Source organism: Amycolatopsis sp. lyj-112, assembly GCF_046549055.1.
Classification (GTDB): domain Bacteria; phylum Actinomycetota; class Actinomycetes; order Mycobacteriales; family Pseudonocardiaceae; genus Amycolatopsis.
Map to the genome: position 1 here is coordinate 216,051 of NZ_JAJPWS010000007.1, position 22,848 is coordinate 238,898.

The following is a 22,848-nucleotide window of genomic DNA, read 5'->3' on the forward strand; positions in this document are numbered from 1 at the left end:
ACTGATCGCCTCCGACGTCGACGGCACTCTGCTCGGCCCGATGGAGGCCCTGTCCGAACGCACGATCGGCGTAGTCCGGCGTGTCAGGGAGGACGGGGTGCCCTTCGTGCTGGTCAGCGGCCGTCCGCCGCGCTGGATCGCCCCGATCGCGGAGCCGCTCGACCTGACCGGCTACGCGGTCTGCGCGAACGGCGCGGTGCTTTACGAGATCGGCACCGACCGGATCGTGGCCGTTCACGGGCTGCTGGAACCCATGCTGCTGCACGACACGGTGAGTGCTCTTGATCACGCCCTTCCCGGTTGCCGGTACGCCGCGGAGCGGATCGGCGAGTCCGCGCGCGACCCGGAAATGCGCAACTTCGTGATCGAGCCGGACTACCACAACCCCTGGGGCAACCACGAGGGCACGGAAGCGCCGAGGGCCGAGGTGCTCGGGCATCCGGCGATCAAGCTGATGATCAGCAGGCGCGGGATGAACTCCGACGAGATGGCGCGGGCGGCGCGCGAGGTGCTCGACGGTTCGGTCGACATCACCTACTCGACGAACTCCGGCCTGATCGAGGTCGCCGCGCACGGCATCACGAAGGCCTCGGGGCTGGCCGAGGTCGCCGAGCGGCTGGGCGTGCCCGCCGAGCGGGTGATCGCGTTCGGCGACATGCCCAACGACCTCGAGATGCTCAGCTGGGTCGGGCACGGTGTGGCCATGGCCAACGGGCACCGCCAGGTGCTGGACATCGCCGACGAGGTGACCGCGCCCAACTCCGAAGACGGCGTCGCGCAGGTGCTGGAACGCTGGTTCTAGCGGTCTGGACTCAGCGGCGCTCGCGGTCCAGGGCCGCGGCCTCTTCGGGGGTCGGCGCGGTGCCGCCGAGGTGCGCGGGCAGCCACCAGCGCTCGTCGTCGGACGGCTTGTCGGGGTACTCCGCCTGGACCCGGTCGACCAGCGCGGTCATCCGCACGCGAAGGTCCTTCGAGAGCACTTCGGCGTCCTCTTCGACCTTCGGGTGCAGCGGCTCGCCCACGAGGATCGAGATCGGGACGTGGCGCTTGGTGAGGTCCTTCGGGTGGCCCTTGGTCCACAGCCGCTGCGTGCCCCAGAGCGCCATCGGCACGATCGGGACGCCGGCTTCGGCGGCCATCCGGACGGCGCCGGACTTGATGTTCTTCACGGTGAAGGAACGGCTGATCGTGGCCTCGGGGAACACTCCGACGACCTCGCCGGCCTTGAGCCGCTCGACCGCTTCCTTGTACGAGGCGAGGCCCGCGCCGCGGTCGACGGAGATGTGGTGCATCCCGCGCATGAGCGGACCGGCGATGCGGTTGTCGAAGATCTCTTTCTTCGCCATGAACCTGACCAGGCGTTTCGCCGGCTGCGCGCCGAGCCCGCAGAAGATGAAGTCGAGGTAGCTCACGTGGTTGCAGGCGATGACCGCGCCACCGGTGGCCGGGATGTGCTCGGTCCCCTCCACGCGGATGCGGTTGTCCAGCACCCGGAACATGGTCTTCGCCGCGAGGATGACGGGCGGGTAAACGAGATCGGCCATTCGTTCAGGTTACGCTACCGTAGGGTAACCAACCTACGGTAGCGTAGGTCACATCACTCAGAGCGCTCTCGCCTGGCGAAAGTCACCAGTGCGAGCACGACGCCGAGCAGCGTGCAGTAGAGCGCGATCACCTGGTGCTTGACGTTCTCCAGGCCGTCGCCCAGCGCCGCCAGCGCGAACTGGCCGGCGGCCACGACGAACAGGAAGCCGAGTACGACGCCCAGTGCGTCGCGCCGGGTCTTCCAGCCACGCCAGGCGAGCAGGAACCAGATCGGTAGCAACGCGAAGAAACCCAGTGGCGCCAACAGCTTGGTGATCGTCGACGCCACGGGAACGCGGAATTCCTGTGCCTCCGGGGCGAAACCGGCCGCTTGGTCGAAGCTCCCGAGATAGGGCGGCCGCGCGGTGAGCAGGTCGCCCGCCGCGCGGTGCAGGATCCCGGTCGTGCGCCAGGGATGCGTCGCGAGGTACTCGATGACGTTGCGCCTGCTGATCTGCTCGCGGTATTTCGGGTACTCGGGATCCCTCGTGGCCGGCCGCGGATGCCACCAGCCGTTGCCCGCGTACTGGCCGAACGAGGCGGGCAGACCCAGATCGGCGAGGTCGGCGGCGGTGTCGTGCCGACCGTCCACAATGGTCAGGAAGATCGTGTTGAACATGTTGATCTCACGCGAATCGTCGCCAGGACGTTCGGCGAGCGAGCCGTCGGGCAGCTTCGCCGGTTCAACGGTCTGCTGCGCGTACGCCGTTCCTCCGGCCAGCGCGGCGACGGCGAGCACCGCGGGAAGCCACCGCTTCAGGCCGCGGACCCCGGCCGGGCGGACGAGCAGCACGGCGAGTGCGAGCAGCGGCAGGATCATCAGGGTCTGGACCTTGGCGTTGACCGCGATGACGCCGCCGAAGAGCACCGCGGCGAGGCCCGCGTAGCGCCACCAGCCCGGACGCGCGGCCACCAGCAGGCCGCCGACGGCGATCAGGAGACCGAGGAACGCGGCACCTTCGCCGAGCACGGAGGCGAAGTAGCCGAAGAACGCGGAGTCCGCGACGACCAGCAGGAGACCGACGGCAGCGAAGACACGTACGCGCCTCGAGTACGGCAGGCCGACGACGATCAGCGCGATCGCGGCGGCGGCGAGGACGCTGGTGAGCACACCGAGCACGACCAGGCTGAGCGTCGACTCCAGGCCGAGCAGCCCGCCCACGGAGCGCGCGATCCGGGCGAACCAGCTCTGGGTCAGCAGGTACGTCGCGTCGCATTCGCCCGCCGGGCTTTCGTACGCGAGGCGGACGAATCCCTCCGGCTTGCCCTTCCAGGGGATCCCGGCGCCGCAGAGCACGCGGAAGCCGTCGCCGTTGTCGGAGATCGCGACCGGGCGCGGCACGAGGAAGCGGACGAGCAGCACGGTGAGCGCGGCGGCGAACACGCCGAGGCCGAACAGACGCGCGCGAGGCGAGGCTTCGAGCGCCGGGCCGAAGGGAACGCGTTCGTCAACACTCACGAAGGGCACGGTACGTGGCGGAATTCGGGTGAGAAGTCGAGGGCCGGTACGACCGACCGTTCGACATCCGCGCGCAGGAACACGGTGAGCCACGACGTCGTGCCTTCGCGCATGAAGGTCGCGACGCGGTATTTCTCGGCGTACGCCGGGTCGATCACGCAGGACTGTGACGCCGAATATCCGGTGTAGGTGACCACGGCGAGCGTCGGGCGCCGCTGGGAGATGACGGCCTCGACGACTTCTTCGGTCTGCCCGCGGACGCCGACGATCTGCAGTTGCGTCCCGGCGTGATAGGACAGCGCGCCGGGCGCGGACGTGCTCACGATCGAACCGGGCGGCAGGTAGGCGCCGAGCCAGCGGCCGATCTCCTCCATCTGCGCGCCGTGCTCGTGCCAGGCACGTACGCGGGCCAGCATGTCCGGGCTGAACACCGAGACCAGCACCGCGAGCCCGGACAGCGCCACCGCCGCGGCCGGCATCAGCCGCTGGACGGACGGCCGTGGCCTAGGGCTCGGCTTCGTGACCGCGGTGAGCACGCCGTAGACCGACACCGCGGCCACCGCCAGCAACGGCGGGATCGGGACGAGCAGACGCCACGCTGGCCCCGCGTCGCCGCCGAAGAAGACCACGAACCCGGTCAGCGCGACAGCGGTGACGAACATCAGCCAGATCAAGGACCTGGCCTCGGCCTCCTGCGGCGTCCGTCCGTTGCGGCGCAGCGCCAAGGCCACCATCGCGACCAGGCCGAGCAGCAGGAATCCCTGGTGCGTCACCGAGAAGCCCGACAGGTACTGCCAGCCCCGAGAGATCCTTGCGCCGACATCGATGTCGAAAGGGATGAGGGCCGAGGTCGGCAAGACGTGGTCGTAGTAGGTCACCCGCCACGCCGTCCACGGCACGGCGAAGACGAGCCCGCCGAGCAGCCAGCCCGCGGGCGACCACCAGGTGTACCGGCCGCGCACCGCGGAGACGACCAGCCAGAGCCCGACCAGCACCGCGAGCAGCATCCCCGCCGGTCGCGTCATCATCGTGAAGGCCACGAGTACCCCGGCGACGACCGGGCGCCGGGCCGCGAGCGAGGCGAAGACGCCGAACATGAGCAGGACGAACAACGGCGTCTCGGTGCCGGAGCCGCCGTACGCGGCAAGACCGCCGACGCCCGCGACGAGCACCGCGGCGGCCACGCCGTACGCCGGGCGCGGATCGCCCGCCGCGCGCGCGATCACGCGGTTCACCGTGACGTACGCGAGCAGGACGCCGCCGAGCGTGGCGAGGATGCCGAGCACGATCGCGGACGTCTCGATATCCGCCCCGAAAGCGGCCTTGGGTAAGGCGATGGCGATCATCCAGAGGAAATTCGCGTAACCCTCGACCCGTTCGCCGGTATTGAACACCGGACCGATGCCGTCGGCGATGTTCAGCGCGTAGCGGAAAGTGATGTAGGCGTCTTCGGCAATGGTCGAAAACAACAGCTGGTGCACCAGGGAGAAACCGAGAGTCAGCACGAGCGCGGCCGCGCGCCACTTCTTGTCGGCACCGATCTTGGACCAGGCACCGAGGACGAAGACCGCCACCATGAACCAGGCGACGGCGACCGCGAACACCACCTGATCCCCACCCTTCCGGGCCGAGCCTCTCCCCTGATGAAAGACTACGGTCAAGTATCGATTTCCGGGCCAAGGTGTTTCTTTTGGCGCAGTGACTTGACACGAATGGGTGAATGGGATGCGGTCGGAGTAGGCGTAGTTCCGCCATTTTCCCCATCGGGATGCGCCCCGATCGGGTAACCGGACCGGCCCGTTAATCTGGCGTTCCCTTCCGTTCCGCGCCTCGGGGGCTTCGTGCGGATTCCCATCACGAGGATGTCCCGTGCCCACCGAGACCTCTGCGCTGACCGACGTCTTCACGGTCTGCGTCGCACTGCTCGTCATCGGCCTCCCAGGCTTGCTCACCGGCCTCGCCGCGGGGCTGCGCGGCTGGGTGCTCGCGGGGATGACGCCGTTGCTGAGCTACGCCATCGGCGGCCTCGCCGGGCCGTGGTCGGCCGCGCTCGGACTCCCGTTCAACCCCGTGACGTACGGGGTGGCGACGGCCCTGTTCGCCGGGGCCGCGTACGGCTTGCGACGGCTGAGCGCGCGCCGGTGGCCGCCCGTCCCCGAGGAACCACTGTGGGGCCGCGCCGGGCACCTCGCCGTCGGCGCGTGCCTGCTGATCGCGGCCGCCGTCGGGATGTACACGGTCGTGCGAGGCATGGGCAGCCTGAACGCCATCCCGCAGGGCTTCGACGCGGTTTATCACGCGAACGGCGTCCGGCAGATCGCGGAAACCGGCGACGGCAGCCTGTTCGGCACCGGCAAGGTCAACTGGTACGGCGACGCGGCGCCGGTGTTCTATCCCAACGCCTACCACCTGCTCGCGTCGGTGCTGTACCTGCTCAGCCCGGCGAGTATCCCGATGACCCTCGACGTGAACACGGCACTGCTGCCGGGTCTTCTCGCCCTGTCCCTGATCACCCTGGTGCGCGCGTTCCGCGGGCGGGCGGTGTTCGCGGGCTCGGCCGCGCTCGTCGGCATCGCGCCGGTGATCGGCCTGTACGAGTCGATGAACCGCGGCCCGCTGCTGCCGTTCCTGCTCGGCCTCGCGCTGACACCGCTGGCGGCGGTCGCGGTGAAGCGCTACCTCGACCGGCCCGCGCCGGACACCGGGTTCGTCCTGCTGCTCGGCTCGGTGGGTTTGCTGTGCGTGCACTCGTCGACGCTGTTCGGTGCGATCCTGTTCGCCGGTCCGCTGCTGCTGCAGCGCTGGGTCGCGCCCGGTGGCCGGTGGCGGCGGATCGGGCGGGATCTGCGGGGACTGGCGATCATCGGCGTCGTCGCGATCCCGGTGGTCTGGCTGCAGCTGTTCGGCGCGATCGGGCTGGCGAACAGCGACGTGCCCTATTCGAGCTGGCCGGTCGAATGGCGGGCCACGACGGCGCTCGGCGCGCTGCTGGGCTTCCAGCACTACTCGCCGTACCCGCAGGTCTGGCTTTCCGCGGCGCTCCTGCTGGGGTTCATCTTCTTCGCGAGAGCGGGCGGGCTGCGGTGGATCGGCGTGACGGCGTTGCTCACCGGCCTGGCCTACATCGCCGTGACGTCGTCGGAGCGGCCGCTCGTCCTGGCGCTGTCGCGGCCGTGGTGGAACGACCCGTACCGGTTCATGTCGATGGCGGCCGTCCCGCTGAGCATCGTCGCGGCGCACGGTCTCGCCGAGCTGCAGGCCTGGCTGCGGGACACCGTGCTGAACCGGAAGGTCCCGGCGTTCCTCGTGGCCGTGGTCGTGTTCGGCGGGTTCATCGTGCTGAGCAACGGGCTCTACTCGCCGTCCAACTCCGCCAAGATCGCCGGCGGCTACGGAAACGCCCCCGGTACCAACCCGCACCGGCTCACGGTCTCTCCCGACGAAGCGGTGGCGATGCTGAAGCTCACCGAGTTCGTGAAGCCCGGGGAGAGGGTGCTGAACGACCGGCTGGACGGGACGGCCTGGACGTTCGCGCTTTCGGGTGTCCGTACGACTTCAGGGCATTTCGACCAGACGCTTCCGCCGCCGGACGCCTGGCTGCTCGAATGGCGCTTTCGTGAGTACCCGTCGAATCCGGAGGTCCAGGCGGCGGTGCGACGGCTGAACGTGCGGTGGGTGATCCTCGGCCAGTACGGGCCGCTGGACCTCACGCGCGAGGCAGGGCTGGTCGACCTCGAAGGCCTCTCGTTCGTGACCGAGGTCTACCGCAACGCCGACGCCGTGATCTACCGCGTCAATCCCTAGCGCAAGGACCGCGACCAGAGGACTGGTTGCATGCTGTACCGGTGACAAAATGGATCCGCTACGACTGGGCCGACGACGACACCGTGAACTACCTGGAGATCGGCGACGACGGCCGGCCAAGTCGCCAAGTAACCCTCGAAGGTCCCCTTCGCCTGCCTGTGTCGGCGGCCTCCCTGGAGGAGGTCCTGCATATCCGCGACCAGGGCACCCCTGCGGAGATGGCCACCTACGAACGTCGCTACGGAGTCATGGTCGAAGGCGACGTCCACGACCGGCAGGACACCGAGATCACGCAAGCGGAGTTCGACCGGAGGTGGGCGGCGGCTCGCCAAGCTCTCTTCGGCCGCGGCTGATCAGCGGGAAACGAGGCGGGCGGAGAGGGCTGCGCCGCCGGCGGTGATCAGGTCGGCGAGGGTGAACATGACGCGCGAAGCGATGGCGAAGGCCGTCGCCTGGCCGACGGTGAGCCCCGACGCGGTGAGCACGGCGACCTGAGCGACCTCGCGGACACCGACCCCGCTGGGCAGGATGAACGCGAACGTCCCGACGGTCATCGCGACGGCCATCGCCCCGACGCACAGCACGAAACCGCTGAAGCCGGGCGTGCCGACCGAGTTCGCCAGCAGCCACAGGTGCACGCCCTGCAGCGCCCACGCCGCCGTCGACGAACCGAACACCTTCCCGATGACCGACCAGCTCAGCCGGTGGTCCAGCGGCGGGCGGCGCAGGATCCGCAGCACCAGCGAGGTACCCCAGGTCAGCACCTTCGGGTGCAGCATCGCGAGGCCGACCGGGATGAGCACGAACAGCCACATCGCGCGCGGGCTGTTGCTGAACACCGCGGGAGCCGCGAGCAGCGAGACGACCAGCGCGGAGACCACGCCGACGCCGAGCTGGATCAGGGAACCGGTGAAGATCCGTGCCCGAGCGAGCCCGGCTTTGCGGCCGAGTTCCATCTGCAGCAGGTACGCCCACACCGAACCCGGCACGTACTTGCCGAGCGAACCGACGAGGCAGATCTGCGCGCCCCGCGCGTAGCCGATCGGCTTGCCGAGGTCGTCGACCATGACCTGCCAGCCATAGGTCGACACCATGATCGCGGCGATCAGCGCCACCAGGCTCAGCGTGGAGGATTCCCAGGCGACGTCGGACAACGTCCGCCAGAATTCACCCCAATTGTCGACCAGGGTTTTCGCGGCGAAACCGACCACCGCGAGGATCGCGATCCAGCGGACGACGTCGAGGATCTTCGCCTTGGTGGATTTCGGCTGCTTTACCGCAACCGGAGACTCACCTTCCGGCATTTCGACCGTCGTCACTGAACCTCCTCGCTGAGACGTCTGTCGCCGCTGGTCAGGCTTGTACGGTGACCAAGCGGCTGAACTCGGTCAGCAGATCGTAGCCGTCCCAAATCGCGGAGAACGTCAGGGCCGATCCGAAGGGAACAACGCGGTCGACACCGCGGCCCGCCAATTCCGTCACGAATTCGGTCAATTCGTCCTTGGTGAAGCCGAATTGCCCGACGGTTTGATCTTTGCGGAGCACGATCGGCACCAGGTCGGAAAGCGTGTCGACCCGCGCGTTGGCGAACGTGCCGGCGCCGAGCCATTCGCGCGGCAGAACGGCCGGGTCGGCCAATTCGAGCGTCGCCAGTCCGTTGCCCTGGAATTCGATGCCGGTGACGAGACCGTCGGCGGCGGCACCGTACGCGGAAACCCGCTTCTGGACGGCCATCGCGGGCTCGGTGACGTGCTGTTTCGTCGCCAGCACCTCGGCGAGCAGCTTCCGGAACTCCTGCCCGGCTTCCCGGGCACCGGCCTCTTCGCCGACCCAGAACACCGCGCGCGGCGACGAGCAGGCGGCCTGGTCGAACCAGTACGAGTCGTTGTAGAAGCCTTCGGCCGCACCGCGCCGCTCGGCCTCGGACGCGTTCTGCCAGCCGCGAACCGACGCGACCGCGAACGACGACCGGTCCGGGAAGGTCAGGTCGCGGGCGTGCGGCGCCAGCGGGTACTTGCGCAGGGCAGCGACGGAGGTGTCGCCGCCCCAGATGACCCGCAGGTCCGCGGCGACCGACAGCGCGCCACTGATCGCGTCGCTGCGGTCGTAGGTGACCATGCGCTGCGTCGAGGTGATCGCGGCGGCGGTGTCGGGGTCCACTTCGGACAGTGCGGCGTTCAGCGCCTCCAGCACCGTCTCGGCGGCACCGGCCGAACGCGACGACACGCGGACGACGTTGTGGTTGCCCGCCAGCGCCGAAAGCGCCCACGAGTACACGAAGATCGTGTCGACGTTGGCCGGCGGCACGTGGAAGACCAGCCCGCGCGGGAAGCGAAGCGCGTCGCCGGAAGTCTCCAAAGTGGACAGTGTCTTCAGCGCCTTGGCGATCTCTCCCTTGCGCAGGAAGAAACCGAGGGACGCCAGTTCCGGGAACCGGCGCGCGGTCGCGGGCGCGAGGAGCTTGCGCGCGAACTTCGTCAGGAACTCGACGACACGCGGGTCGCCGACGCGAAGCCGTCCGCCGACGGGCTCGGCACGCAGCTCTTCGACCAACGAGGAGACCTCGATGCCGTCCGCGAGCGGGAAACGCTGGTTGAGGGTGGTCATGCCGCCGCTCCCTGGAAGGTGTCGGAGCAACCGCGGGCTTCGGCCTTGGGCAGCCTGCCCAGGACGGAGAAGTGCTTGCCCGGCCAGTCGCCGTCGTCGATTCCGTTGTAGACGCCCAGGTCTTCGGTGAGCAGGACGTGGCCCGGGTACGAATGCGGCAGCGTGCTGACGACCTCGATGACACCGGGCTCGCCGACGGGCTGCTCTTCCCAGGTTTCCGGGTTCCGGATCACGACGTCCGCGAAATCGGGGCAGTACAACGAGTTCCCGGACGGTCCTTCGAGGAACACCGTGCCGATCTGCTCGATCATCCCGTAGTAGTTGTGGATCTGGGTGAGGCCGGTGTCCTCTTTGAAGCGGCGGCGGAACTCGCTGTTGTCGACCGCGCGGTCGATCAGCTTCTTCCAGCCGCCGGAGTGGATCAGGACCCCGTTGGACAGATCCAGCTTGTGCTCGCGGGCCACTTCGTAGAGGTACTGCCACACCATGAAGGTGAAGCCGAAGATCAGGAACGGCTTGTCGCCGTAGGTCGCGAGGAACTGCTTGACGGCCTCGACGTCCGGCTCGTCGTTCTCGTCGAGCACGTAGGTGTGCTTGCGGCCGAAGTTGGCCATGCCCAGCACGCCCGCGCCGCGCGCGGAGAACGAGCGGCGGTTCTTGATGATGCCGATGGTGTCGACCATCAGCATCGGCAGCCGCTCACCGCCGAGGACCTCCTGCAGGGTCGCGCCGAGCTGCTTGGTCTGCGCGCCGGCGGCGGCCTTGTCCAGGTAGATCCGCGACGCGCCCGCGCCGGTGGTGCCCGACGACGTCAGCGTCTTGAAGACCTCGGACTCCGGGATGCTCCGGAGGTCGTGCGTCTTGAACATCCGCACCGGCAGCCAGGGCAGGTCCGCGATGGAGTCGAACTTCGCGTCCCGCTCGATGCCCAGCGACGCGAGGATGCGGTCGTAACCCTCGGAGTTCTCGCGGTGGTGCGCGGTCAGCTCGGCCAGCTGCGGAAGCAGGTGCTTCTCGCGCTCGGCTTGAGACAACGTAAAGACGCTCATACCTGGGCCTCCAGCGACCGGTAGTCGATCTTGCCGCTGGCGAGCAGCGGCACGGTGTCGATGGGGCGGACGTCGAACCCGCTGGTGTGCAGGTGCAGCCGCTCGGACAGCGCCTTCGACGCGTCCTTGCAGATATCTTTGTCGGCCCCTTCGGCGAACAGGACGACCTTGTCCCCGGCCGGGACGGCGGCCACGACGTCGATCCCCACCGAGGCAGAACGCACGGCGTGCTCGAGATCATCCAGGCTGACCCGGTTGCCGAAGATCTTGCCGATCCGCTTGAGGCGTCCGGTGATGTAGAGGAACCCGTCTTCGTCGAGGTAACCGAGGTCGCCGGTGGCCAGCACGCCACCCCATTCGTCGCCCGCGGCCAGCCCGGCCTCGTCGTCGGCGTAGCCCATCATCACGTTGGGCCCGCGGTAGACGACCTCGCCGACGATCTTCGGATGCTTGGTCTCGGAACCGTCCTCGCGCCGAATCGAGAACGAGCCGCCGGGCAGCGCGGGCCCGGCCGAACCGAGCTTCTCGGCGAGCCGTTCCGACGGCACGGTGGTCATCCGCGGCGCGGCCTCGGTCTGCCCGTACATGACGAACATCCGGCCGCCGACCTCGCGGATCTTGTCGTTGAACTGGGCGACGAGGTCGTCGCGGAGCTTGCCGCCCGCTTGGGTCAGCGTGCGCAGCGTCGGGTACTTCGCCGGGTCGAACTTGAGGCGCCGCAGCATTTCGTAGTGGTAGGGCACGCCGGCGAGCGACGTCACCTTGTGCTCGTTGACCGCGTCCCAGAACCCGCGCCCGAGCACCCCCGACGGCTCGATGACCACGGTCGCGCCGCGGACGAGGTGGGAGTTCAGCACGGACAGGCCGTAGCTGTAGTGCAGCGGCAGGCTGGTCGGCGCGACCTCGTGGCGGTCGATTCCGAGCACCTCGGCGATCGCGTCGGCGTTGGCGAAGACCGCGCCGCGAGAGAGCCGGACCAGCTTGGGATTGCCGGTGGACCCGCTGGTCGGCAGCAGCACGGCCAGGTGAGGATGCGGCTCGACACCCTCGGCGGACTTCCGGACCCAGTGCCTGTCGGAGACGCCGTAACCCTCGGGTGCGGGCGCGTCCGGCGCGGACAGCACGGCCGCCGGGCGGAAACGCTCGATGAGCCCCGCCAGGACGTCGGCGTCCAGCGCCGGGTCGATCAGCGCGATCGCCCGGCCCGCCTCGAACGCGCCGAGATAGTTCAGCACGCTGTCGAGGTCCACGGACATCCGCGCGAACAGCGCACCCGGCGGCAGCAGCGACAACGCGGCCCCCACGCGGGTGACCTCGGTGTCGAGTTCCTCGCCCGCGAGCGTCTTGCCGCTCGTGACGTCGATGAGTCGTGCACCCACACCCAAAAGGGTCATCAGAGAACTAATCCTCCATCGATACCCAGCACCTGCCCGGTGATGAACGAAGCGTCATCACTGACCAGGAACCGGATCGCGTTCGCCACGTCTTCGGGCGTTCCGAGCCGCCCGAGCGGGGTCTTGCCGATGTTCTCGGCCTTGGCGTCTTCGGTCAGCCCCGAGGTCAGGTCGGTTTCGATGACGCCGGGCGCCACCGCGTTGACCCGGATCCCGGACCGGCCGAGTTCCTTCGCGGCCGAACGCGCGATGTTCGCCACCGCCGCCTTCGAGGCCGCGTACACGGTCTGACCAGCGCTTCCGTGCTCGCCGACGATCGAAGCCAGCACCACGATGGCGCCGGTCTTCTTGCGCATCATCGCCCGGGCCGCGGCCTGGACGGTGTGCAGCGTGCCGGCGACGTTCGTGCTCAGCGTGGTGTCGACGAGCTCTTCGCGGATCATGCCGAGAAGAGCGTCTTCCATGATCCCGGCGTTGGCGACCACGATGTCGAGCTTGCCGTGCTCCTTGGCCACGCCGCGGACCAGCGTCGACACGGCCTTGGCGTCGGTGACGTCCAGGGCGAGCCCGCTCGCGGCACCCGCCGCGGCCGCCGCTTCCTTGGCCTTGGCCTCGTCGCGGCCGGTCAGCACCACGGTGGCGCCCGCGTCCGCGAGCGCCCGCGCGGTGGCCAGCCCGATACCCCGGGTACCGCCGGTGACCAGGGCGACTCGGCCTTCCAAGCTGCCTTCGAGCATCACTTGGACTGGAGGTCGGTCACCATGTCGACGGCGACCTTGAAGCTGGACATGTCGATCACCTGGTCGGTGTCGAATTCCACGTCGAACTCGTCCTCGATGGCCGCGACCAGCGCCATGTGACCCACCGAGTCCCAGGCCTCGATGTCGCGGTACTTCAGGTTTTCGACGTCGACCTCGCCATCGAGGTCCAGCGCCTCGACGAAGACCTCGCGCAGCTTGCCGGCGATTTCCGCCATTTGTGACTCCTAGTGCTCCTCGCGCGGACGGGCGTCCCACGCCTTCACCAAGGTAGAGAGGTCGCCGGGCAGCCGGTCGGCCAGCCCGTCCTCAGGGAGACCGCCCTTACCCTTCAGCCACGGTCCCAGTGCCTCGATGGTGGCGTCGTCCAGCCCTCGACGGGACAGCCCCACCGTATTGACGCCTGTCACCCGTGCGGGGTTGCCGACGGCGATGGTGAACGCGCCCACCTCCTTGCGGACCGCGGAGCTCATCCCGACCATCGCCCCGGGGCCGATGACGACCCGCTGGTGCAGGATCGCGCCCATGCCCAGGTTCGCCCCGGTCCAGATGTGGCAATGGCCACCGGTGATGACGTTCGAAGCGACCGTGACGGCGTCCTCGACGAGGCAGTCGTGCGCGATGTGGCTGCCGCGGAGGAAGTAGCCGCCGTCGCCAATGGTGGTCGTGCGCCAGGTGCCCTGGTGGACGCTGACGTACTCGCGGATGCGGTTTCCGCTGCCGATGACGACGCCGTGGCCGTCGTGATCCGGATCACCGTTCGGCGCGGATTCCCAGGCAGCGGGGTGCTCGCGGCCGCGATCCTCACCCGGGGTGCCGATGGTCACGTGCGGGCCGATCCAGTTGCCGTCACCGACGCGCGTGGGGCCCACGATGACCGTGAACGGTCCGATGACGTTGTCTTCACCGAGCTCGACACCCTCGCCGATGACTGCTGTCGGGTGGATGCGGTTCACCACGTGAGATCCGTTCGTTGCGGCTGGGAGACAGCCTGGGGTAATGGGCGCCTTGGCGCTCCCGGTAACGTGTGGCCCGCGCCAGAGAGGGCGGCCGGACGCAGAACCGGCGGCTCACTGTACCGGACGCACCACAACGCCAGACGCAAGCAATGCCCAGTCGAGAGAGACTTGCAGATGATCCCCATTACCGTGGTCGACGTCCGTGACGCGGAGGACCTCGTCGTCGAGGTGCTGCGATCCGGCGCCATCGCACAGGGACCGATGGTCAAGCGCTTCGAGGACGCGTTCGCGAGCGTATCCGGCACGAAGCACGCGATCGCCGTCAACAACGGCACCACCGCGCTGGTCGCCGCCCTCCAGGCGCTCGACCTGAAGCCGGGCGACGAGGTCATCACCTCGCCGTTCACCTTCGTGGCGACGCTGAACGCGATCCTGGAAGCCGGCGCGACCGTCCGGTTCGCCGACATCCGGCGCGACGACTTCGCGATCGACACCGACGCGGTCGCCGGCGCGATCACCGACCGCACCAAGGTCCTGATGCCGGTGCACCTCTACGGACAGACCGCGGACATGGGCAAGCTCGCGCCGCTGGCCGCCGAGCACGGCCTCAAGGTGATCGAGGACTCGGCGCAGGCCGTCGGGGCTTCGTTCGAGGGCAAGCCGGCCGGGTCCTTCGGGATCGGCTGCTTCTCCTTGTACGCCACCAAGAACATCACCACCGCCGAGGGCGGCGTCATCACCACGGATGACGACAAGCTGGCCGACGCGCTGCGCGTTCTGCGTAACCAGGGCATGCGCGCCCGCTACCAGTACGAGGTCGCCGGGCACAACTACCGGATGACCGACCTGCACGCCGCCGTCGGCATCCCGCAGCTGGAGAAGCTCGACCAGCTCACCGCTGCCCGCCAGGCCAACGCGAAGCGCCTTTCCGAGGGCCTCGCCGGCACGCCGGGTCTCGACCTCCCGCAGGTCCTGCCGGGCCGCGAGCACGTGTGGCACCAGTACACCGTGCTGGTCGGCCCGCACGCTTTCCTCTCGCGGGACGAGCTCGCCGCCGCGCTCACCGAGCGGGGCATCGGCAACGGGATCTACTACCCGAAGATCGTCTTCGACTACGACTGCTACCGGAACGACCCGCTGATCCCCGAGGCGAAGGTCTCGGACTTCCCCGTGGCCGCTTCCGTTGCCGCGCAGGCACTTTCGCTGCCGGTGCACCCGCACCTGACCGAGTCCGATCTGGACACCATCATCGAAACGGTTCGCGAGGTACTCGGCGTATGACCACGCACAAGATCGCCCTCATCGGCACCGGCAACATGGGCTCGCTGCACGCCCGTGTCCTCGCCGCGAACGAGCACGTCGACCTCGTCCGGGTGATCGACCCACGCGAAGAGGCCGGCCGCAAGGTCGCCGATAAGTACGAAACCCAGTGGACGCCCGAAATCGGCTCACTGTCCGATGTGGACGCCGTCGTGCTCGCTTCGGCCACCGAGGCGCATTACGAGCTGGCACAGGAGGTTCTGGGCCAGGGCAAGCCGATGCTGGTCGAGAAGCCGGTCTGCAACAGCCTCGAATTCTCCCAGGAGATCGTCGGGCTGTCGGCGAAGAAGGACGTCCCGCTGATGTGCGGGCTCCTGGAGCGCTACAACCCGGCCGTGATGACCGCGCGGGCGCTGGTCAACGAGCCCATCCACCTGATGGCCCGTCGCCACGGCCCGTACGCGCCGCGGATCAAGACCGGTGTGGCGTGGGACCTTCTGGTGCACGACGTCGACCTGGCGATCCAGTTCTTCGGCGGCGCGACCCCGGCGCGGGTCGCCTCCGGTGCCGGCTACTTCCACCCGAATTCGGTCGAGGGCGCCGAAGACACCATCGAGACGGTGCTGTCGTTCGAGTCCGGGCTCGCCACGGTTTCCGCGTCCCGCTTGGGGCAGCGCAAGGTCCGTTCGCTCTGGGTGTCCGAATTGGACCGCATGATCGAGATCGACCTGCTCCGCCGCGACGTCACCATCTACCGGCACATCTCGCACGACTCGGTCACCGAGGACGGCCTCGGCTACCGGCAGCAGACCGTCATCGAGATCCCGGAACTGGTCACCGCGCGCGAGCCCCTCGCGACCCAGCTGGACCGTTTCCTGGAGCTGCTCGAAGGCAAGATCGACGCCGACGCCGAGCGCGACCTGATCCTGCCGTCGCACGCCGTCGTCGACCAGGTGCTCACGCAGGCCGCTGCCTGACCCCTCCCCCTTCCGCGTTTAGTCCTCTGGTTGCGGTCCTTGCACACGCAAGTACCGCGACCAGAGGACTAATTGCGTTATTTGGTGAGGCGCTGGCCTTTGGCGTCGTAGGCGACGAGCGGGGTCAGGACGTCCGAGGACTCCACTTGGGCGTGGTCGAACCAGAAGATCACGACCGACGGGTCCTCACTCCAGGGGACGACGTTCGCCTCGACCGGCTTGCCGCGGACGGTGCTGGTGATCCGCACCGCCGGACCGGCGAAGTAGCCGAACACCGGGATGAAGTCGTTCCCGATGAGCTCGCCGCCGTCGGTGGCGTGGAAACCGAACGAACGATCCGAGACCCCGACCTCGTTGGTGGCCAGCAGCCCGTCGTAGGTGCCGTCGGCGTTGCGGTAGCCGACCTTCAGGCCGAACCGGATGCCCGGCAACGTCGGCTCGTCGATCGCGAACGCGTAGAGCACCATCTCCCGGTTGCCTTCACCCTTGACGCCGAGAGTGAGCACGTCGCCCAGCGGCGCCAACTGCGAGGGCGGTGGCGCGGTGGCGACCGTCGGGGCGGGCGACGACGGAGGCAACGAAGGCGACGAAGCGCTCGCCGCGGGCGGGAGCGGTGACTGCTGCTGCGAAGGTTCCCGCAGGGCGACCGCGCCGGCGATGACCAGCACCGTCACCGCGGCGGCCGCCACCCCGCCCACGCCGGTCGCGAGCCGGCGGCGACGGCGGATGCGCTTGCCCTTGGTCATGATCGCGCCGATGTCGGGCGCGGCGAACTCCTCGGCAGGCGTCTCCCGCAGTGCCGAGCGCAGCGTCTCGATGTCGGTCATCGTCCCAGTCCGCCGATCAGTTCCGTTCCGTCCTCCGCGGTGATCCGCAGCTTGGTCAGGGCGCGGGAGTTGGTGCTCTTCACGGTGCCCACCGAGACACCCAGCTCACCCGCCACATCGGCCTCCTTCAGGTCGAAGAAGTGCCGGAGCACGATGACGGCCCGCTCCCGGTCTGTGAGCGTACGCAACGCGTCAAGCAGCCATTTCCGCTGGACAACGGCACCGGCGAGGTCCGTGCCGCTCGGCCGCTCGGGGATCTCCTCGGTCGCGTTCTCGCGGATCGGGCGCCGCCAGCCGTCGATGATGTGGTTGACCAGGACCTGCCGCGCGTAGGCGTAGGCGTCCTTGCGGCGGACCCGCGACCAGGCCGCATACGTCTTGGCGAGCGCCGTCTGGGCGGCGTCCTCGGCCTGGTGCCTGTCGCTGGTCAGCAGGAAGGCGGCGTGCTGCAGACGGCTCGACGAGTTCCGGACGAACTCGACGAACTCGTCATCCCCGCGAGCCACCTGGAATCCCACATCCGTTTCGACGGTTGGTCGCCGGAAAGGTTGCCTCAACCTTTCCGGTCGCTCCCTCGTAGAAGTCTAGGAACGATCTTCGACTCCTGGGAGGAACACCAAATGGAATCACCCGTTCCCGCTACCGGCAAGGTCAAGGCCAGGACCCTGCTGGTGAGCGGCGGGATCCTGGTCGCCGGTGCCGCGCTCGTGCTCGCCGGCACGCTGACCGCGAACGCGACCCCCGCCCCGGCCGCACCGGTGGCGCCCGCCCCGGCCGCACCGGTCGAGGCCCCGGCCGCCGCTCCGGCCCGCTCGGTCGAGGAACCCGACAACACCCCGTGGGGCGACGTCATCGGCACCGGTGTCCGGGGGGACGCCGGTGAGCTGGTGTTCTACGGCGTCAAGGTCGACGTCGAGCAGCTTCCGGAGACCACGTTCGGCATCATGGCCGGGCACCGGTCTGCCGACGGCAAGGTGACCGCGGGAACCGTCGCCAACGAATTCAAGGGCTCCGACAAGGCGCCCGGATTCCACGCGGTGTCCGGCGGGTTGAACGGCATCCCGTCGTTCGGTTACTACGCCGGCCCGGCCGCGAAGATCACCGCGAAGATCAACGGCAAGACCGTCACCGCGCACCAGGCGGCGTGGAGCGTGGACCCGAAGATCGTCGTGTTCTGGTTCGACTCGGCCAACGATCCGGCCGGCCTGGCCGCTTTCGACGCCTCGGGCAAGAAGCTGCCCGCGGGCAACACCGGCGTCGGCCACGGCTGACGTTCCGTGAAGGCCTCCTTCCCTACCTTGAATCCAGCCTGCGCGCGTAGCGCGTCCGTTGAGGGCGGCGGCGGGGGCATGGATGGAGTAGGGAAGGAGGCCTTCACGTCAGTTCTTGCGCCGGATCAGGCGGAGCGCGGCGACCAGACCGGCGAGGACCACGGCGACCACGAGCAGGATCCAGACCCATCCCGGCAGCAGCTCGTCGACAGCGGGCTCTTGAGCCTGCGGAGCCGGCGTGGCACTGCTCACCGGAGCCGCCTGGGACGTCGGGGCCGCACTGCTGGAGGACAGCGGCGCGGGCGGGGCGACCGGCGCGCTCAGGTTGAACTTCACCGAGCCGCTCGCGGCGTGAGTGTCCTCGAACGTCACCTTGTAGCGCAGCGTGTACTCGCCCGCGGGCCCGACAGCCTGGACCGGCGCGGTGACGACGCTCCCCGCGACCTCCGCCCGCCCGATCGTCCACGAGGCGTTTTCGGGCCCGGTGATCTGGATCGGGTCGGCGGCGAGAGTGACCGGACCGGAGAAGATCAGCTTGATCTGCGTCGGCGGCGTCGCCAGCGAAGCACCCCTCGCCGGGTCACTGCTCTTCAGCTCCGAATGGGCCATTGCCGGGGCCGCGGCAATGGCCAGCGCCAACCCCACGACCAGCAACGACGCACCGAACCGCTTGAACCTCATCTGACACCCTCCACCCGGGAACTCCCCCGTCGAGCCTAGTAGTCGGAGGTGACGAACCGGTGATTCCGCGCCGTGGCCGGAATCGGCGAAAAGGCCGATTCAAAGTGAAGCGCTGTGATCAGGGGCGCCGCGTGGTCAGCGCGTCGAGATCGAACGACAGCGGGGCGCCGTCGAAGTCGAGGCTCACCTTGCCGGTGTGCTCGCCGAAATTCTCGTAATCACCGTCGACCAGACGATAGGTGATCATGCTCGCCGGATCGTCGAGGTCGACGATCCAGTAATGCTCGATCCCGACTTCGGCGTACTCGGAGAACTTGGTGACCCGGTCGGTGCGCACGGTGCCCTCGGAGAGGACCTCGATCACGAGCCGCACGTCCTCGGCAGATGCCCTGGCAGGGTTTTCATCGGCCACCACGGCGGAGATCACCAGCACATCGGGCACGCGGATCGTCAGTGGCGCGACGGTGATGACCATTTCGGCCTCTCCCATCGCGCTCATCTCCGGAGACGTCTGCTCGTCGAGCCAGTACGTCAGGCGATTGACCGCACGCTGGTGAAAGTACAACGGACGCGGCGACACGACGAGGACCCCTTCAACGACTTCGACCCGGTGCTCCGGGGTTTCCGGCATACCAGCCCAGTCGTCGAGGGTCAGGAGGCGGTGAGGCCACTGCACGACACTCATCGAACTCCTCCTTCACCGGTGATCGCCAGACCATCTTCCCATGGTTTCTTCGAAACGGTATCACTACACACCGTAGTGAACGGCCGCTCAGCGGAGTTGCCGCTACGCAAGTTTTCGCAGGTCGGATACATTGCGGAGATGAGAAGAACCTGGGGGTTCCTAGCCGTCGGCCTGCTCTTTTCGGTGACGGCCTGTTCGATCACGGTCACCGTTCCCGTCCGTTCGAGGGCGCCGGAGCCCTACCCGTACGAGACCACGGTCCCGTCGACCCCGCTGCCCGCCTCGCCGCCTTTGATCCTCGACGCGTGCCCGTTCCTCGCGGTCTCCGAGCTTGCCTGGTTCACCGGTCTCTCCGCCGAAAGCAAGCCCTTGGAGCAGGAGGCGCATGTGGGCGGGCCTACGGAAAAGCGGTACGGCTGCCTCTACGAAAGTGCCCAGCAGACGGCCGCCGCCGCGCCGCATCTGCAGATCGTCGTTCCGAAGGGCAGTACGACCAGCGTCGCGTTCGTGGACGCCACGGCGAAGGCGAACTGCCGCGAACCGATCACCGCCCTCGACGGTGTCGGCGACAAGACGGTCTACTGCGAGTCGGGCAAAGACCCGGCCAAGACGGTCCTGGTGGTCGGCAAGCTCAGTCGAGGAGAAGTCCGGCTCGCCGTTCTCGACATCGCCAAGACCCGGACCGAGTCCTACCAGGCGATCGCGAAGCTGCTCGCCGAACGCCTCTAGCTACTCCGTGAAGTCGCCTGCCGGGGCGCCCCAGGACGACGACGTCTCCCCGCGTTCCTCCGCCAGCGCCCGGCGGCGCGCGTTCTCGCCGCGCACTCGCTCCACTTCGGACTGGATGTACTCGTCGTCGTAGCGCTGGAACACCCGCGCCGGGTTGCCGGCGACCAGGGTGCGCGGCGGGACGTCCTTGGCCACCACGGAGTTCGGCTGCACGGTGGCGAAATCGCCGATCGTCACGCCGGCCATGATCACCACGAGGCCGCCGATGAAGCAGCCTTTGCCGATCTTCACCGGTTTGCGTTCGATGAGGTCGCTGCCGGAGTGGTTCTGCAGCGTCATGTTCGCGAGCCAGCTGGAATGCGTGAAGATCAGCGTGTTGAGGCCGATGCTGGTGTGCTCACCGATCTCCAGCCCGCCGCTCGCGTCGAGTGCGGCGCCTTCGCCGATCCAGCAGTGTTCGCCGATCTTCAGGTTCTCCGGGCTGATGATCTTGACCCGCTCGCGGACCCGCGTCGACTCGGGCAGTCCGTAGAACTTCGCGCGCTCGGCGTCGTTCATGTACTGCGAGACGAGTTCGGTCAGGATCTGCGGGCGCAGCCGGTTGCTGCGCTCGTCATCGAAGAACATCGGCCTCGGTCACCAGTTTGTCGAAGGTACGCAGGTGCTCGTCCGCGACGACGTCGAGGCCGAAGTTGGCCCGCACCATCGCGCTTTCGCGCTGTGCCACCAAAGCGCGCATCTGAGGGTCGTCGAGCAGTTCGATGACGGTGTTCGCCACCGCCTCGCTGTCGTCCGGCCGCACCAGCAGGATGTTCTCGCCGTTGCGCAGTTCGATGCCGGGGTAGTTGTCCTCGGTGACCGAAGCGATGGTCGCGGTGCCCGAGAGCATCGCCTCCAGCGATGCCGTGCCGCAGCCGCCGTTGAGGTCGTGCGTGACGATGTCGGCCGCGGCGAAGTACGCCGGCACGTCCGCCTTCGGCACCGCACCGGTGACGATGATGGCCTCGGCGACGCCCAGTTCTTGGGCCCGCTTCAGGAAGACGTCGTGGTAGACGCGGCCGACGACGAGCACCTTCAAGCCGGGGTGCTTGTCCAAAATGGACGGAAGCGCCTCGACGAGCGGGAGCCGGTTCCGCAGCGGGATCACGTGCCCGAGCGAGACGATCACCGGACCGTCCCCGAGACCGTGTTCCTCACGGACGTCCTTGGACAGAGGCTTTTCGAAGTTCCCGGTGTCGACGGCGATCGGGAAGTAGTCCGAGTTGTCGTCGCTGGTGCCGTAGCGCTCGACGCAGTAGTCCACCCCGAGCTTGTCGAGGATGACGTACCGCGGCTTGAGATAGCGCAGGATCGGGTTCACCAGAACCGTGTCCAGGAACCGGAAAACGCCGCCGTACAGCTTGTTGTCGCTGATCAGCAACGTGTGGATGGTCAGCAGCATCGGCAGTTTCCGCCGCCGCGCGTACAACCCGGCCAGCCACGACAGGTCGAAGAACTGCCCGTGCAGGTGGAGGGCGTCCGGTTTGAACTCGTCCAGCAGCTTCCACAGCCGCCGCCAGTTCCCCGGCCGCAGCGAGGCGAAGGTCATGTCGAAGTCGATCGACAGGCCCAGCTGCGGCATCTTCACCGCGGGCAGGCGGACGACGCGGTAGCCGTCCTTCGTCTCGTCGGCCGGGGCATCGCCGTAGGCCGCGGTGATCGCGAGCACCTCGTGCCCGCGCGCCGCGTACTGCTCGGCCAGGGACGCCGCCATGTGCGCGCTTCCGCCCACCCTCGGCGGGAAGAAGTTGTTGACGACGGCGATGCGCATGGCGCGGCTCTCCCCTGGCGCCATCACCACGCCGCCTCCGCGGAGACGAGTACGTCGGCGGGGCTCACTCCGAGGCCTTCACCAGTTCGTGCATGCCCTCTTCCACCGAGATTTTCGGCTCCCAGCCGAGGACCTCGTGGGCGCGGGTGATGTCCGCCGCGCGGCGGGAAACCAGCACGTCGCGCTCGTTGAACTGCGGCTCGACGTTGACGCCGACGGCGTCGATGAGGATCTTCGCCAGTGTCGCGATCGAGGTGTCGATCCCGGTGCCGATGTTGATCGGCACGTTGGCCTTCTCCGACGTCAGCGCCGAGACGACGGCGCGGGCGAGGTCGGTGACGTGCACGAAGTCCATCGACTGGTCGCCGCGGCCGTCGATGACCGGCGGCTGTCCGGCGCGCAGGCGCTGGATGAAGTGGTTGATCACCGACGTGTAGTAGGCCTCGATCTTCTGGCCGGGGCCGTACACGTTGAAGAACCGCAGGGCGTTCCAGGACAGGCCCTTGGTGCGCTCGTAGAAGCCGAGCATGTCCTCGCCGGCGCGCTTTGAGATGCAGTACGGCGTGAGCGGCTTGAGCTCGTCGTCCTCGTGCATCGGCAGCCGCTTCGGGTCGCCGTAGACGGACGCGGTCGAGGCGAACACGAGCCGCTCGACACCCTCGGCCGCAGCGGCGGCGAAGACGTTGTGGTTGCCGACCATGTTGATGTCGATGGACTCGTGCGGGTCCGCGACCGACTTGTTGATCGACACGGTGGCGAAGTGGATCACGTGGGTGCAGCCGCGCATGGCCTCACGCACGGCGCCGCCGTAGCGCACGTCCTGCTCGACGAGCTCGACCTTGCCGGTGGCGATGAACTCGTTCACCCGGGCACGGTCACCGCGCGTCATGTTGTCGAAGATGCGGACGGTGTAGCCGTCTTCGATCAGCATCGGGATGACGTGCGCGGCGATGAAACCGCCGCCCCCGGTGAAGAGGACCTTCTTGTCGGGCAT

Annotated in this window: 24 protein-coding genes; 7 read left to right on the forward strand and 17 right to left on the reverse strand. The window is 68.2% G+C overall.

The features are described from left to right. Position 1: 1 nt before the first annotated feature. Positions 2-802 (forward strand): HAD family hydrolase, encoded by an 801-nt coding sequence (locus ACLJRL_RS24085; RefSeq protein ID WP_410658701.1) that lies wholly within the window; start codon positions 2-4, stop codon positions 800-802. Between the two features lie 10 nt (positions 803-812). Here ACLJRL_RS24085 and ACLJRL_RS24090 read toward each other — a convergent pair whose 3' ends face one another. The 3 genes from ACLJRL_RS24090 to ACLJRL_RS24100 are packed head-to-tail and all read right to left on the reverse strand — an operon-like array spanning position 813 to position 4,650. Beyond that, a complete protein-coding gene (locus ACLJRL_RS24090; protein ID WP_410658514.1) occupies positions 813-1,544 on the reverse strand; it encodes a lysophospholipid acyltransferase family protein in 732 nt (243 codons plus the stop codon). Positions 1,545-1,597: 53 nt separating this feature from the next. Beyond that, entirely contained in the window at positions 1,598-3,043 is a 1,446-nt protein-coding gene (locus tag ACLJRL_RS24095) for a hypothetical protein (protein WP_410658515.1), read from the reverse strand. Continuing rightward, entirely contained in the window at positions 3,040-4,650 is a 1,611-nt protein-coding gene (locus ACLJRL_RS24100) for a hypothetical protein (protein WP_410658516.1), read from the reverse strand. The genes ACLJRL_RS24095 and ACLJRL_RS24100 overlap by 4 nt, the downstream gene beginning before the upstream one ends. A gap of 262 nt (positions 4,651-4,912) precedes the next feature. Between ACLJRL_RS24100 and ACLJRL_RS24105 the strand changes: the two genes are divergently transcribed. Then, on the forward strand, positions 4,913-6,847 hold the full coding sequence (locus ACLJRL_RS24105) for a DUF6541 family protein (RefSeq protein ID WP_410658517.1): 1,935 nt from the start codon (positions 4,913-4,915) through the stop codon (positions 6,845-6,847). Positions 6,848-6,888: 41 nt separating this feature from the next. Next, complete coding sequence (locus tag ACLJRL_RS24110) at positions 6,889-7,200, forward strand: hypothetical protein (protein WP_410658518.1); 312 nt, start codon at positions 6,889-6,891, stop codon at positions 7,198-7,200. Here ACLJRL_RS24110 and ACLJRL_RS24115 read toward each other — a convergent pair whose 3' ends face one another. The 7 genes from ACLJRL_RS24115 to ACLJRL_RS24145 are packed head-to-tail and all read right to left on the reverse strand — an operon-like array spanning position 7,201 to position 13,614. Continuing rightward, the gene (locus ACLJRL_RS24115; protein ID WP_410658519.1) at positions 7,201-8,166 is read right to left on the reverse strand and encodes a lysylphosphatidylglycerol synthase transmembrane domain-containing protein; all 966 of its coding nucleotides are present in this window, start codon (positions 8,164-8,166) and stop codon (positions 7,201-7,203) included. Between the two features lie 34 nt (positions 8,167-8,200). Beyond that, positions 8,201-9,454, reverse strand: coding sequence for an acyl-CoA reductase (locus tag ACLJRL_RS24120; RefSeq protein WP_410658520.1), 1,254 nt, complete (start codon positions 9,452-9,454; stop codon positions 8,201-8,203). Next, on the reverse strand, positions 9,451-10,503 hold the full coding sequence (locus ACLJRL_RS24125; RefSeq protein ID WP_410658521.1) for an acyl-protein synthetase: 1,053 nt from the start codon (positions 10,501-10,503) through the stop codon (positions 9,451-9,453). The genes ACLJRL_RS24120 and ACLJRL_RS24125 overlap by 4 nt, the downstream gene beginning before the upstream one ends. Further along, entirely contained in the window at positions 10,500-11,897 is a 1,398-nt protein-coding gene (locus ACLJRL_RS24130) for an AMP-binding protein (RefSeq protein WP_410658522.1), read from the reverse strand. The genes ACLJRL_RS24125 and ACLJRL_RS24130 overlap by 4 nt, the downstream gene beginning before the upstream one ends. Beyond that, positions 11,897-12,634, reverse strand: coding sequence for an SDR family NAD(P)-dependent oxidoreductase (locus ACLJRL_RS24135; protein ID WP_410658523.1), 738 nt, complete (start codon positions 12,632-12,634; stop codon positions 11,897-11,899). The genes ACLJRL_RS24130 and ACLJRL_RS24135 overlap by 1 nt, the downstream gene beginning before the upstream one ends. Beyond that, positions 12,634-12,873 carry an acyl carrier protein gene (locus tag ACLJRL_RS24140; protein WP_410658524.1) on the reverse strand — a complete coding sequence of 80 codons (240 nt, stop codon included), beginning with the start codon at positions 12,871-12,873 and terminating at the stop codon, positions 12,634-12,636. The genes ACLJRL_RS24135 and ACLJRL_RS24140 overlap by 1 nt, the downstream gene beginning before the upstream one ends. Before the next feature lie 9 nt (positions 12,874-12,882). Beyond that, entirely contained in the window at positions 12,883-13,614 is a 732-nt protein-coding gene (locus ACLJRL_RS24145; RefSeq protein ID WP_410658525.1) for a UDP-N-acetylglucosamine acyltransferase, read from the reverse strand. Positions 13,615-13,788: 174 nt separating this feature from the next. Between ACLJRL_RS24145 and ACLJRL_RS24150 the strand changes: the two genes are divergently transcribed. After that, entirely contained in the window at positions 13,789-14,895 is a 1,107-nt protein-coding gene (locus ACLJRL_RS24150; protein ID WP_410658526.1) for a DegT/DnrJ/EryC1/StrS family aminotransferase, read from the forward strand. Further along, positions 14,892-15,851, forward strand: a complete 960-nt coding sequence (locus tag ACLJRL_RS24155; RefSeq protein ID WP_410658527.1) for a Gfo/Idh/MocA family protein — start codon at positions 14,892-14,894, stop codon at positions 15,849-15,851. Before ACLJRL_RS24150 ends, ACLJRL_RS24155 begins: the two co-directional genes overlap by 4 nt. 77 nt (positions 15,852-15,928) lie before the next feature. On the opposite strand, the gene ACLJRL_RS24160 is transcribed toward ACLJRL_RS24155, so the two are convergent. Together ACLJRL_RS24160 and ACLJRL_RS24165 are read right to left on the reverse strand one after the other, a co-directional pair. Continuing rightward, a complete protein-coding gene (locus ACLJRL_RS24160; RefSeq protein WP_410658528.1) occupies positions 15,929-16,678 on the reverse strand; it encodes a hypothetical protein in 750 nt (249 codons plus the stop codon). Then, positions 16,675-17,184 (reverse strand): SigE family RNA polymerase sigma factor, encoded by a 510-nt coding sequence (locus ACLJRL_RS24165; RefSeq protein ID WP_410658529.1) that lies wholly within the window; start codon positions 17,182-17,184, stop codon positions 16,675-16,677. The genes ACLJRL_RS24160 and ACLJRL_RS24165 overlap by 4 nt, the downstream gene beginning before the upstream one ends. A 114-nt stretch (positions 17,185-17,298) precedes the next feature. Between ACLJRL_RS24165 and ACLJRL_RS24170 the strand changes: the two genes are divergently transcribed. After that, positions 17,299-17,949 (forward strand): hypothetical protein, encoded by a 651-nt coding sequence (locus tag ACLJRL_RS24170; RefSeq protein ID WP_410658530.1) that lies wholly within the window; start codon positions 17,299-17,301, stop codon positions 17,947-17,949. A gap of 108 nt (positions 17,950-18,057) precedes the next feature. Here ACLJRL_RS24170 and ACLJRL_RS24175 read toward each other — a convergent pair whose 3' ends face one another. Together ACLJRL_RS24175 and ACLJRL_RS24180 are read right to left on the reverse strand one after the other, a co-directional pair. After that, the gene (locus tag ACLJRL_RS24175; protein WP_410658531.1) at positions 18,058-18,630 is read right to left on the reverse strand and encodes a copper resistance protein CopC; all 573 of its coding nucleotides are present in this window, start codon (positions 18,628-18,630) and stop codon (positions 18,058-18,060) included. A gap of 118 nt (positions 18,631-18,748) precedes the next feature. Beyond that, positions 18,749-19,315, reverse strand: coding sequence for a Uma2 family endonuclease (locus ACLJRL_RS24180; RefSeq protein WP_410658532.1), 567 nt, complete (start codon positions 19,313-19,315; stop codon positions 18,749-18,751). Positions 19,316-19,453: 138 nt separating this feature from the next. Between ACLJRL_RS24180 and ACLJRL_RS24185 the strand changes: the two genes are divergently transcribed. Beyond that, positions 19,454-20,044 carry a hypothetical protein gene (locus ACLJRL_RS24185; protein ID WP_410658533.1) on the forward strand — a complete coding sequence of 197 codons (591 nt, stop codon included), beginning with the start codon at positions 19,454-19,456 and terminating at the stop codon, positions 20,042-20,044. On the opposite strand, the gene ACLJRL_RS24190 is transcribed toward ACLJRL_RS24185, so the two are convergent. From ACLJRL_RS24190 to ACLJRL_RS24200, 3 genes are all read right to left on the reverse strand, one after another. Next, the gene (locus tag ACLJRL_RS24190; RefSeq protein WP_410658534.1) at positions 20,045-20,671 is read right to left on the reverse strand and encodes an acyltransferase; all 627 of its coding nucleotides are present in this window, start codon (positions 20,669-20,671) and stop codon (positions 20,045-20,047) included. Beyond that, entirely contained in the window at positions 20,658-21,854 is a 1,197-nt protein-coding gene (locus ACLJRL_RS24195; RefSeq protein ID WP_410658702.1) for a glycosyltransferase family 4 protein, read from the reverse strand. The genes ACLJRL_RS24190 and ACLJRL_RS24195 overlap by 14 nt, the downstream gene beginning before the upstream one ends. Before the next feature lie 64 nt (positions 21,855-21,918). Then, positions 21,919-22,848, reverse strand: coding sequence for an NAD-dependent epimerase/dehydratase family protein (locus ACLJRL_RS24200; RefSeq protein ID WP_410658535.1), 930 nt, complete (start codon positions 22,846-22,848; stop codon positions 21,919-21,921).